Genomic DNA, 11,506 nt, shown 5'->3' with positions numbered 1-11,506 from the left:
TGGTGAAGTCATTTGATGATGCGTACAACGAGGCAGTCGACTACAGCATCGAAGGCGCCGTTCCGGCAGGTGTGCCGGTAGGGGTCGCGAAGCTGTCGCATGTCCTGCGAGCCTTTAACGCGATGATGGGTGGTGGCCTGGGGTTTGCGATGGAGGTTATCGAACCGGCAGAGTTTGAGCTCGCTGTGGCTGGTTTCCGCTACCTCGACTTACTCGCGGTCGCAGACCTTCTTGCGGACTTGGTAGAAAGCCATGGGACTTCCGATTATGACGATTCGAAGGAAGTCGGCCTGGAGGAAATGCTCAACGAGGGTGACCTGGTCCTCGACGCGTTCCGGAGAAAGGTTGCTGTAGTTCCGTCTGAATTCGGTTTTTGATGGGTTCGGAATCGCTCGGCGAAACTTTGTAGCGACCCCATGTTCGGCGCGTGCGGTAGGCGTTGAAGGAGCGTTTGTCGCACCAAGTCGTGCTTCACCGCGTCCGGGTTTGAGAAAGCGGCCCAGGACGCGGCCAACCCCGAGTATGACCTCAACGACCAGGCCAAGAAGCTGCAGCGACGCCCAGTTGGACCTGCCGCAATGCGGGCCTTCTCGGGTACCGGTACCGGTGCCGGTGCCGTGGTCGGCGTTAGAGGTCGTCCTAGAGGCGGGCGTGGACCCCGATTTGCTCGACGCGCCATGGAGTAATGACTTTCCATTGTGAGGTTCGCGCGGCGGCCATATGGCACCGGGTAATATCCATAGTTGGCAACCTGTTCCGGCGAGCGGTTCGTCTCTCAACATGAGACGACAGTTGCATAGTGCGCGAAGGTGCGCGATCGCGCGCTCCGGTCAACTTCGGCGTTGTCTTCAACTATCGCAAAAGTATGCGCACAGGTCAATGGGATGGGCGACTTTGGACAGAAGGCGTTGAGTTGGAGCCGTCCGCCCTCGTGCCGGAGGAAAATCTGACCGCCAACAATGGCAAACTCGGATACCTGAAGATTGCCAGGCTAAACGCGATCTCGGACGAGCTGTCTCCAAGTGTTGAGATCTCCGAAGCCCGGTGGACGGCCGTCGACCTTACGGACCTGCCTGGTAATCCTGCAGTCTCCAAGTGGGCGCTCTCGGCATTGAAAGCGCAGGCACAAGCCTAGTCTGGAGCGCACCAGAGTGACTGCAGGATGGTCGACCTGAAACAGCACAGAGCTGCCGCACCGGTGGGCGATTGTGGACATCAAGCGGAAGCAATTCTGGTCTGCTGAACGGTATGCGGTGCTCATGCCATCCAAGCACTGCCGCTGGTCAGGAGCGCATCAGGTCGTTGAAGCGTTCCGTCACGCCGATCTCGTCTGGGCGTTGGGCGTCGCGCCGGGCCCGGGCCCGCTCCACCAGGACCTCCGGTTCGCCGGTCTCCAGCTGCTGCATGGTTTCGGTGAGGAAGTCGGCCAGTGGCATGGCCCGCAGATCGGAGAGGTTCACCGCCATCAGTGCCGTCCGCGTGTACGGCGGCGCGACCTCCAGCACTTCCACGGAAGTGCCCCGCAGCCGGTACCGCAGCGACAGCGTGTACGAGTGCAGCGCCGCCTTCGTTGCGGAGTAGATGGACGAACTGGCCAGCGGGGCGTACCCGAGCATCGAGGAGACGGTGACGATTGTCGCGGCCGGTTGGGCGCGCAAATGCGAGATGCACGCCGAGATCAAGCGGATCGGGCCGAGCAGGTTCGTCGCCACGGTGGCGGTGAGTACCGCGTCGTCGACGGGAGCGGCCGGGTCGTCGGCGTGCATCACGCCCGCGTTGCTCACCAGGACGTTGAGCGCCGGGTGGTCGCGGAGCACCCGCGGCACAACACTGGCGATGCTCGCCGGGTCGGACACGTCCAGGCGCACGGCCCGCATCCCCGGATTGGCCGCCGCGACCGAATCGAGCATCTCCAGGCGGCGGCCGGCGATGATGACCTGGTTGCCGCGCCGGTGCAGGTGCTCCGCCAGGCCGCGGCCGATGCCGGTGCCGCCGCCGGTGATCAGGATCGTGTTGCCGGTCAGCTCCATGGGCCCTCCCGCCGGACGTACTGGTCGTACTGGCGGCGCACGTACTGTTCGAACGTCGTGGGCGGGCGGCCCAGCAGCCACGTCAGGGTGTTGGGGTTGCCGACGAAGTCGTGGCTGCTGTACCGCGCCGTGATCGAACGCAGCACGCGCAGCTCGTGGGCCACGTCGGCCGGGTTCGCGTCGCCGACCCAGGACCGCAGGTACGTGTCGGCGTCGATCTCGCGGACCTCGATCGGGCGGCCGACGACCTGGGCGATGACGGCGCCGAGTTCGTGGGCGGTGAAGCGGCCGGGGCCGACGAGCTCGTACGTCGCCGCGTGATGCGAGGCGCCGCCGGTCAGGACCAGGCGGGCGACGTCGGTCAGGTCGTCCAGGTCGACCATCGACTGGCGGCGCTCCAGGGACCAGGACAGCTCGAAGACGCCGCGTTCGAAGGCCGGGCGCAGTTTGAGCGGCAGCATGTAGTTCGCCGGCTGCAGGATGGTGAACTCCAGGCCCGAGGAGAGCAGGTGCTCCTCCACGTCGCGCTTGAGTTCGTGCTGGACGAGGGCCGTGGTGACGGCGTGCAGGACCGAGCTGAAGACGAAGTGCCGTACGCCGGCCGCGGCCGCCGCGTCGACGAGGTTCAGGCCCATGGCGCGTTCGTGGGGGTGCAGGGTCGGGCCGACGTGGTACACCTTGTCGACACCTTGCACGGCCGCGGCGACGAACGCGGGTTCGCTCAGGTCGCCGACGAGCACCTCGGTGACGCCGAGGGCGCGCAAGCGGGCGGCGGACGCTTCGCTGCGCACGCACGCCCGCACGGATGCGCCGCCCGCGAGCAGCTTCGGCACCAGCAGGCGGCCCTGATTGCCGTTCGCCGCGGTCACCAGGATCACGACAGGCTCCGTTCGAGCGAGCGCGCAAGGACGCCGGCCGCGGTCACCAGGATCACGACAGGCTCCCTTCCGGCGACCGGACGAGGACGCCGCCGATCCACACGGCGCGGATGTCGCGGGTGGCGGTGATGTCGCGGGTCGGGTCGCCGCCGACGAGCAGCAGGTCGGCCCGCCGGCCGGGGGCGATGACGCCGCGGTCGGGCAGCCGGAACACCTCAGCGGCCCGCGCGGTCGCCCCCAGCAGCGCCTCGACGGGAGTGAGCCCGGCCGCGACGAGGCGGGCGAGCTCGTCGTGCAGCGACGGCCCGTGCGGCACCTGGAACGGCGCGTTCGGCTCGTCATTGGCGTCGGTCCCGGCCAGGACGACCCGCCCGGCGCGGTGGAAGGCGGCGACCGTCTCCTCCGCATGCCGGTACCGCATCCGCATCGACGGCACGAAAAGCGAGAGCAGCCGGATCGGCAGGCGCCGGCCGATCGAACCGACGACACCGTCCATCATGCCCAGGGTCGGGATGAGCGTGACCGGCCGCGCCGCGATGAGCGCCTCCAAGTCGTCGAGGCCGCTCGTCACCGCGGTGTGGGTGAGCACATCCACGCCGGCGGCCAGGGCGGTGCGCAAGGTGCCGGGACTCACGACGTGGGCGACGCTGACGAGGCCGGCGGCGCGGGCGGCCGTGGCGATCGCGGCGACCGTCGCCTCGCTGAGCGGCTTCGCGCCCGGGAACCGTGGGTCCTCGACGATGATTTTGATGTGGTCGGAGCCGTCGGCGACCCGGTCCGCGACGAACCGCGCGGCATCGTCCGGCCCGCTCACGGCGGAGGAGGCCGGATGCCCCATCTTCGTCACGAACATCGACCCGGGCCCGCTGGCCGGGCGCCCGGCCGTGAACAGCGCCGGCAGGCCGGGCTGCCCCTTGAGCGCCATGGTGGCCGCGAGGTCCGGCGCCGCCATGTCGAGCACCGTGGTGATGCCCCACGCGGCCATGCTCTCCAGCTGCGCCCGCGCATGGACGTGCGCGTGGGTGTCGATGAGCCCGGGCAGCAGCGCACCGCCGGCCCCGTCGACCCGTACGGCGTCGGGCGGCGGCGGCCCGTCACTGATCAGGCCGTCCGCGATGACGACGTCGACCGGCGAGCCGAGCCGAGCGCCGTCGAACACCCGCACGCCGGTGATCACCGTGGCACTCATGTGGCCGCCCGGCGGGCATAGGCCGCCTGCACCCCGGGCAGGAGACCAAAAGCGGCGGAAGCGTCCGTATGGCTGCTCCGCAACGCCATGATGTTGCCGCCGCGCAGCTCGGCCGGGACGTCGGCGCCCCGCGCGGCGATCAGCGCGTGGAAGTGCGGGTAGTTCTCGCCGAAGACCATGAGATACGTGGCCGGCGCCGACGTGACCTCCGTGACCGCGGCCACCAGGTCCTGGGCCCGCCGGCCGAACGAGGCGAGCTCGGCCGGGTCCAGTGCGGTGATGCGTTCGGCGTGGCGGCGGGCGCGCAGGATGTACCAGCCGGGGACGTCGTAGCCGGGCACGATCTGCGCCGCCCAGTGCTCGTCGCGGAAGACCGTCCCCGAGCCGTCGCCACGTTCCAGGTCGCACATGAGACAGGGCGGCGCCGCGCCGTCGGGGGTCAGGAGAACACCTCGACGTGTGCGCCCTCCGGGACGTCGTCGTTGACGCGGGCGGTGTCGTCGGCGCGGCGCCAGATCTCGTAGCCGTTCTCGCGGCAGATCTTGCCGTCGCGGCACTGGAAGGCGTGCAGCAGGCGGATGCTGACCCGCGTGCCGACCGGGTACGGGCAGTTGCGGAACCCGTCGCCGGTCAGCGTCCACTCGAAGATGCTGTCGTCGAAGACCCACTCCTCGGTGGCGAACCGGTAGAGGTTCGTGATCTTGTGGATCGTCATCGAGCCGAAGATGTTCAGGTACTCCTGCTTGACCTCCTCGCGGTCGCGCAGGACGAGGCCGCGGGCGGGGACCTCCCAGACGATGTCGTCGGTGTACCCGGCGATCGCCTTGTCGATGGTGTCGGGGGTCTCGTTGTGGAAGTGGTCCTCGACCACGGCGAGGTTGCGGGCGATCAGTTCGTCGCGGGACAGGGGTGTCATCGGAACGGCTCCAATCAGAAGGTGAGGTCGAGCGCGGCACGCACCAGGCTGTCGGTGTCGATGCCGTGGTGGCGGTGGACGGCGTCCAGTTCGCCGGACTGGCCGAAGGACGTGACGCCGAGGTGGCGGGCCGGGACCCGGTGCAGCCCGGCCAGGAAGGCGAGGGTGTGCGGGTGCCCGTCGAGGACGGTGAGCAGTGGCGCCGCCCGGTCGGGCGGGAAGGCGGCGTCGAGGATCCACGATTGGGCGGTACCGAAGCCGGCTCTGGCTTGGAAGGCCCGGAACAGCAGACCGGGGCTGGTCACGCACACCACGTCGGCGGCGACGTCGAGGGCGGCGAGCCGGTCGGCGGCGGCGAGGGCCTCGGGCAGCAGCGCACCCATGGCGGCGATGGTCACCGCGGGGGTGCCGGGCGCGCGGCGCAGCGGGTAGGCGCCGGCCACGACCTGCCGGCGGCGGCGTTCCCGGGCGGCCGGATCGGTGGGCACCGCGGCCAGCGCCTGGTCCACCGGCCGGGAGGACAGCCGCAGGTACGCGGACTCGCCACCCGGCCGCCCGAGCCTGCCCAGGGCAGCGAGCAGGGACCATTCGAGGTCGAGCGCGAACGCCGGCTCGTAGGCGGTGCAGCCGGGCTGTTCCAGGCCGATCGACGGGGTCTTGATCGACTGGTGGGCGCCGCCCTCCGCGGCGAGGGTGACGCCGGCCGGGGTACCGACGAGGATCGACTGGCCGCCCGCGTAGATGCCGAACGACCAGGGTTCCAGCGCGCGTTCGACGAACGGGTCGTAGAGCACGCCGATCGGTAGCAGCGGCTCGCCCCAGCGGCTCCAGGTCGCGCCGAGCTCGCCGAGCAGGCCGACCAGGTTGACCTCGGCGATGCCGAGCTCGATGTGCTGGCCGCCGGGGCGCTCGCGCCAGTGCAGGATGGTCTCGGGGTCGTCGTCGAACCAGTCGCGGCGGTTGTCGGCCGACCAGACGCCGACCTTGTTGATCCAGCCGCCGAGGTTGGTCGACGAGGCGACGTCGGGGGCCGCGGTCACGACCCGGCTCGCGACCTCGGGCGCCTGGCGGGTCAGGTCGAGCAGGGCGCGGCCGAGGGCGGCCTGGGTGGAGGCGGTACCAGCCGGGGTCCGCCCGAGGTCGGCCGGCACCTCGGCGGGCGGGCGCGCCACCGCAGGGGAGCGGTGCAGCCGGGCGGCGGTCTCGGCGCACAGCTGCCCGGCGGCGCTCTGCGGGTCGAAGCGCTCCCACGGCGCGTCGAGGGACGTGCCGACCCGGTCGGCGAGCGCGCGCAGCTGGGCCTCGGTGAGCATCGAGGAGTGGTTCTGCGGGTGCCCCTCGGTGGCCAGGCCGTAGCCCTTGACCGTGTAGGCGAACACGACCGTCGGCCGGTCGTCGTCGATCGCGTCCAGGGTCGCGCCCAGGGTCTGCAGGTCGTGGCCGCCGAGGTTGCGCAGCGCCGCGCCCAGGGTCGCATCGTCGAGGTCGTCCAGCAGCGTTTGTACCGCCGGTGCGTCCGGCAGCCGCTCGCGCAGCTGGGCCGGCGTGCACCGCAGCAGCCGCTGGAACTCGGCGTTGGACATCGCGTCGAGGCGGCGGCGCAACCCGTCGCCGCCCGGGCGCTCGAAGAGTTCCGTGAGCAGCCGGCCGTACTTCGCGGTGAGCACCTGCCACCCGGCCGCCTCGAACATGGCGCGCAGCCGGTCGGCGGCGATCTGCGGCACCACGCGGTCCAGCGACTGGCGGTTGAGGTCGACGATCCAGCACACCTCGCCGAGCCCGGCGACCATCGGGTCGAGGATCGCCTCCCAGCAGGCGCCCTCGTCGAGCTCGGCGTCGCCGACCAGGGAGTACTGCCGGCCGGTCCCGCCCGCGCCGTCGCCGAGCGTGCCGACGTAGCGGCGGGCCAGGGCGCCCCAGATCGGTGCGGTCGCGCCGATGCCGACCGAGCCGGTCGAGTAGTCGACGCGGTCGGGGTCCTTGGAGCGGCTGGGGTAGCTCTGCAGGCCGCCGAAGGAGCGCAGGGTCCGCAGGTACGGCTCGTCGAGCTCGCCGAGCAGGTAGTTGATCGCGTGCAGTACCGGCGAGGCATGGGGTTTGACCGAGACCCGGTCCTCGGGCCGCAGGTGCCCGAACCACAGCGCGGTCATGATGGTCGCCATCGAGGCGCTGGACGCCTGGTGGCCGCCGACCTTGAGCCCGCTGGCGTTGGGCCGCACCCGGTTGGCGTGGTCGATCATCGCCGTGGCCAGCCACAGGACGCGCTGTTCGACTTCCTGCAGTGCCGCCGTCATGACCACCTCCGTGTTATCACATATAACGTGAGCCATAGTGGTGCAGCGCACGAATGCGCGCAAGAGGGCCGCAGCCATATAGTTGATGCCACGAGGCCGGCAGGGGAGGCGAACGTCAGCGTGGAGCAGCCGGGGGCGGCCGTCCGCCCGATCGAGTCCCGCTCCGTGGCTGAGCAGGTGATGGCCGAGCTGCGCCGCTCCATCCTGGCCGGCGACCTGGCCCCCGGCCGCGAGTTCAGCCTCCGCGAGGTGGCCGAGATGCTGCAGGTCAGCATCATTCCGGTGCGCGAGGCGCTGCGCAGCCTGGAGAGCCAGGGCCTGGTGCACATGCGCCCGGGCCGAAGCGCCGTCGTCGCCCCGCTCGACCTCGAGGAGCTGCAGGGCATCTACCGCCTGCGCCGGCGCCTCGAGCCCGAGATCGCGCAGCGCTCGTGCCGGCTGCTCGCACCCGACGAGCTGGACCGCCTGGAGAAGGACGCGCTGGGCTTCGGCGCCGGCGAGCGGACGATCCACGAGATCTACGAGGCGCACCACGCCTTCCACCTTGCCCTGCTCGCGCCCGCCGCGACCGGCTGGGACCTGCGGATTCTCACCACGCTGTGGCGGGCCGCGGAGCGCTACATCCGGATCGGGTTCGGGCGGCTCGACCCGGACCCGGACGAGCACCAGCGGCGCGAGCATGCGCACGTCGAGCTGCTCGACGCGTTCCGGCAGCGCGATCCGGAGGTCGTGGCGGCGGCGGTACACCAGCATCTGGCTCGCAACGAGCAGACGGCGCTGCTGGCGCTGCGTGCGCCTGTCGCTGAGCCGGCCGCGTCGGCCGCGCCGGCCGCGCCGCGCCGTCGTGGGCGGCCGCCGAAGTAGCGCTTGCTGTTATCACATATAAGGCCTAGGGTTCCGGCAACGGGAGCCCGGAGGTCCTCATGCGCATCTACAACCTCGACAACCGACTCGCCCTCGGCCGCACCCCCGAGGCCGCGGCGGACGTCGAGACCGCCAGCCGGGGCCGCTTCCCGGCCGACATCCAGGCGGTCTACGCGCGCTGGGACGAGTTCACCGCCTGGGCCGCCGCCTTCGACGGCCCGCCCGACGTCGCGATCGACGAGGCCCGCCTCGGCCCGCCGGTCCCGCGCCCGCCGCAGATCTTCGGCATCGGCCTGAACTACCGCGACCACGCCGCGGAATCAGGGCTGGCCCTGCCGGAGCGCCCGGTCGTGTTCACCAAGTTCCCGGCCTCGGTCACCGGACCGTCCGGCGCCATCGCCCGCCCGGCCGGCTCGGTCGACTTCGAGGCCGAGCTCGTCGCCGTGATCGGCCGCCGCGCCGAGCGGGTGGCGCGCGAGGAGGCCTGGTCGTACGTCGCGGGCCTCACCGCCGGGCAGGACCTCTCCGAACGGGAGCTGCAGTTCGCCGGGTCGCCGCCGCAGCAGTTCAACCTCGGCAAGTCCTTCACGGGGTTCGCGCCCATCGGACCTGTCCTGGTCACGCCCGACGAGTTCGCCGACCGCGACGACATCGCCCTCGGCTGCCTCGTCAACGGCCGCCAGATGCAGGACGGCCGGACCGCAGACATGATCTTCTCGATACCGGAGCTGGTCGAGTACCTCTCCGCCGTCGTCCCCCTGCTGCCCGGGGACCTCATCTTCACCGGCACCCCCAGCGGCATCGGCTGGGCCCGCACCCCCAAACAGCTGCTGCAGGTCGGCGACGAACTCGTCACCCACGCCGCCGGCATCGGCACTATGCGCCACCACTTCGTCGAGCAGTAAGGAATCCCGATGGAGCTCACCGTCCAGGGCCTCACCATCACCGCCAACACCGCCGGCCCCGACGCATCCGCCCGCCCGCTGATCGCCGCCCTGCACGGCGGCACGTACACCGGACGCTACTTCGCCGTGCCCGGCTCGGCGCACGGCTCGTTCATGGACACCGCCGCGGCCGCCGGCTACCGGGTCGTGAGTTTCGACCGCCCCGGGTACGGCGGCAGCACCGCCCTCGCCCCCGCCGAGAACACCTTCGACCGGCACGCCGACCTGCTCGCCGAGGCGATCGCGCTGACCGCCGAGCGGGCCGGCGCCGACCGCGTCTTCCTCGTCGGGCACTCCATCGGCGGTATGATCGCCACGATGGTTGCCGCGTCGCAGCCGCGCTTCGGCCTGATCGGCATGTCGGTCACCGGCATGGGCGCCGAACTCAACAGCAACGGCGCCGCGCACGCCCTCGCCGCCCTGCCGCCCGACGGGACGATCGACCTGCCGTACGAGGAGCGGGACAAGGTCATGTTCGGTCCCGAGGGCACGTTCACCGCCGAGGCGGTCAAGGCCGCCCACGACTCCTACGCGCCGGTACCCGTCCGCGAGCTCATCCAGGCCCCGGCCTGGCCGGCCGAGCGGCTGGCGGGGCTGGCGCCGCTGGTGCGGGTACCGGTGCACAATGCTCTTGCGGAGCACGACATGCTCTGGGACAGCGCGCCGGAACATGTCGCGCGGTTCGCCGGGATGCTGAGCAACGCGCCGTTCGTCGAGGCGGCCGTCGCCCGCGGCACCGGGCACAGCATCGACCACCACACCCTGGGCCACGCCCTGCACCTGCGCCAGCTCGCGTTCGCCGAGGAGTGCGCCGCCTGGGCGGAGCGCCGCTAGTGCTCCCTGCGCACGTCCCCGTCCTCATCGCCGGCGGCGGCCCGGTCGGTCTCGCCGCCGCCGTCGAACTCGGCCGCCGCGGCGTGCAGTGCCTCGTCGCCGAACCGCGCGCGGCCGTGTCCCACGCGCGGCCGCGCTGCAAGACCCTCAACGTGCGCACCATGGAGCACCTGCGCCGCTGGGGCATCGCCGACCGGCTGCGCGCCCTGGCCCCCCTGCCGACGAGCTGGTCGCAGGACGTGGTGTTCTGCACCTCGCTCACCGGCCACGAACTGTCCCGCTTCACCGGCGTCCTCGGCCTCGTCCCCGACGGCGACCGGTTCCCGGAACTCGGCCAGCAGGTCCCGCAATACGTCCTCGAGGAGGTGCTGCGCGAGACCGTCACCCGACTGCCGCCCTGCACCCTCGCCACCGGTTTCCGGCTCGAGGGTTTCAAACAAGACGCCGCTCTTGTACGGGCAGTGCTCACCGACGAGCACGGCGCCCGCTCGACGGTCACGGCGCAGTACCTCATCGGCGCCGACGGCCCGCGCAGCGTCACCCGCCCCCAGATGGGCGCCGACTATGTCGGAGAACTGGCCCTGCGCCCCAACTTCGGCATGGTCTTCGACGCCCCCGACCTGTGGCAGCACGTCCGCCACGGCCCGGCCGTCCACTACTGGATCATCAACCCGGCGGCGCCCGCCCTGATGGGCCCGATCGACCGGACCGGCACCTGGTGGCTCATCGCCATGGGCGTGGACCGCGACACCGGCGAACAAACCGCCCAGGCCATCATCGACGCCGCCGTGGGCCGTCCCGTCCCGGCGCGGGTGCGCTCCACGGACCCGTGGACCGCCCGGATGCAGATCGCTGACCGGATGCGCAACGGGCGCGTCTTCCTGGCCGGCGACGCCGCCCACCTCAACCCACCGTTCGGCGGGCACGGCCTCAACACCGGCCTGGGCGACGCGGTCGACCTGGGCTGGAAACTGGCCGCCGTCCTGGACGGGTGGTCCGGCGACGACCTCCTGGACACGTACGAGACTGAACGCCGCCCCGTCCAGGAACGCGTCATCCGCGAGGCGACCGCGAACATGTCGGTCCTGACCACCGAACTGCTCGCCGACAACCTCGACGCCAGCGAGGCGGCCCGGCACGCCGCCGATGCGCGCATCCAGGCCACCAAGCACGCCGAGTTCCACTCCCTCGAGCTGGTCCTCGACATCGCCCTGGCCAGTCCCGCCATCGCCGCGGGCGGCGGGTCGCGCCTGCCCCACACCTGGCTCGGCCCCGGCCACTCCCTCTACGACGACCTCGGCCCCGGCCTGACCTTGCTCCTCCTGGCCGGCTCCGAGGAGGTTCGTGGCCTGGTGGACGCGGCGTCCGAGCGCGGCGTGCCGTTGCGGCAGCTGGATCTGCGCGACCGGGGGCTGCGGCCGCGGTACGGGGCCAACCTGGTCCTGGTCCGCCCGGACCAGCACATCGCGTGGCGCGCCGACACCGTCCCCGCCGACCCGGGCGCGCTGCTCGACCAGGTGCGCGGAACCGTGGGTTGACCCGGGCGACCCCCGCCGG

General features: G+C 71.4%; 12 protein-coding genes. 6 read left to right on the top strand and 6 right to left on the bottom strand.

Annotated elements, in window-relative coordinates:
* Positions 1-2 precede the first annotated feature (2 nt).
* The gene (locus ACQPZ4_RS27005) at positions 3-377 is read left to right on the top strand and encodes a hypothetical protein (RefSeq protein ID WP_433040872.1); all 375 of its coding nucleotides are present in this window, start codon (positions 3-5) and stop codon (positions 375-377) included.
* Between the two features lie 422 nt (positions 378-799).
* A complete protein-coding gene (locus tag ACQPZ4_RS27000) occupies positions 800-1,135 on the top strand; it encodes a hypothetical protein (protein ID WP_433040869.1) in 336 nt (111 codons plus the stop codon).
* Positions 1,136-1,283: 148 nt separating this feature from the next.
* On the opposite strand, the gene ACQPZ4_RS26995 is transcribed toward ACQPZ4_RS27000, so the two are convergent.
* Genes ACQPZ4_RS26995 through ACQPZ4_RS26970 form a run of 6 tightly spaced genes read right to left on the bottom strand, consistent with a single transcriptional unit; the run spans position 1,284 to position 7,307 of the window.
* A complete protein-coding gene (locus tag ACQPZ4_RS26995) occupies positions 1,284-2,030 on the bottom strand; it encodes an SDR family oxidoreductase (protein WP_433040866.1) in 747 nt (248 codons plus the stop codon).
* Complete coding sequence (locus ACQPZ4_RS26990) at positions 2,021-2,908, bottom strand: SDR family oxidoreductase (protein WP_433040863.1); 888 nt, start codon at positions 2,906-2,908, stop codon at positions 2,021-2,023. The genes ACQPZ4_RS26995 and ACQPZ4_RS26990 overlap by 10 nt, the downstream gene beginning before the upstream one ends.
* 52 nt (positions 2,909-2,960) lie before the next feature.
* The gene (locus ACQPZ4_RS26985; protein ID WP_433040860.1) at positions 2,961-4,097 is read right to left on the bottom strand and encodes an amidohydrolase family protein; all 1,137 of its coding nucleotides are present in this window, start codon (positions 4,095-4,097) and stop codon (positions 2,961-2,963) included.
* Positions 4,094-4,507 (bottom strand): hypothetical protein, encoded by a 414-nt coding sequence (locus ACQPZ4_RS26980; RefSeq protein WP_433040857.1) that lies wholly within the window; start codon positions 4,505-4,507, stop codon positions 4,094-4,096. Before ACQPZ4_RS26980 ends, ACQPZ4_RS26985 begins: the two co-directional genes overlap by 4 nt.
* 29 nt (positions 4,508-4,536) lie before the next feature.
* Complete coding sequence (locus ACQPZ4_RS26975; protein WP_433040854.1) at positions 4,537-5,013, bottom strand: nuclear transport factor 2 family protein; 477 nt, start codon at positions 5,011-5,013, stop codon at positions 4,537-4,539.
* A gap of 14 nt (positions 5,014-5,027) precedes the next feature.
* Positions 5,028-7,307 (bottom strand): transketolase-like TK C-terminal-containing protein, encoded by a 2,280-nt coding sequence (locus tag ACQPZ4_RS26970; protein WP_433040851.1) that lies wholly within the window; start codon positions 7,305-7,307, stop codon positions 5,028-5,030.
* Between the two features lie 120 nt (positions 7,308-7,427).
* On the opposite strand from ACQPZ4_RS26970, the gene ACQPZ4_RS26965 reads away from it, so the two are divergent.
* The 4 genes from ACQPZ4_RS26965 to ACQPZ4_RS26950 are packed head-to-tail and all read left to right on the top strand — an operon-like array spanning position 7,428 to position 11,487.
* A complete protein-coding gene (locus ACQPZ4_RS26965) occupies positions 7,428-8,171 on the top strand; it encodes a GntR family transcriptional regulator (RefSeq protein ID WP_433040848.1) in 744 nt (247 codons plus the stop codon).
* 59 nt (positions 8,172-8,230) lie between these two features.
* Positions 8,231-9,076: a fumarylacetoacetate hydrolase family protein gene (locus tag ACQPZ4_RS26960; protein WP_433040845.1), complete on the top strand. Its 846-nt coding sequence runs from the start codon at positions 8,231-8,233 to the stop codon at positions 9,074-9,076.
* A 9-nt stretch (positions 9,077-9,085) separates the two neighbouring features.
* Positions 9,086-9,949 carry an alpha/beta hydrolase gene (locus ACQPZ4_RS26955; RefSeq protein WP_433040842.1) on the top strand — a complete coding sequence of 288 codons (864 nt, stop codon included), beginning with the start codon at positions 9,086-9,088 and terminating at the stop codon, positions 9,947-9,949.
* Entirely contained in the window at positions 9,949-11,487 is a 1,539-nt protein-coding gene (locus ACQPZ4_RS26950; protein WP_433040839.1) for an FAD-dependent monooxygenase, read from the top strand. Before ACQPZ4_RS26955 ends, ACQPZ4_RS26950 begins: the two co-directional genes overlap by 1 nt.
* Positions 11,488-11,506 lie beyond the last annotated feature (19 nt).

It is taken from the genome of Dactylosporangium sp. CS-033363 (assembly GCF_050942475.1).
Taxonomy (GTDB): Bacteria; Actinomycetota; Actinomycetes; order Mycobacteriales; family Micromonosporaceae; genus Dactylosporangium.
Note: the sequence above shows the minus strand (reverse complement) of the source record. Positions and strands in the feature narration are given on the sequence as shown.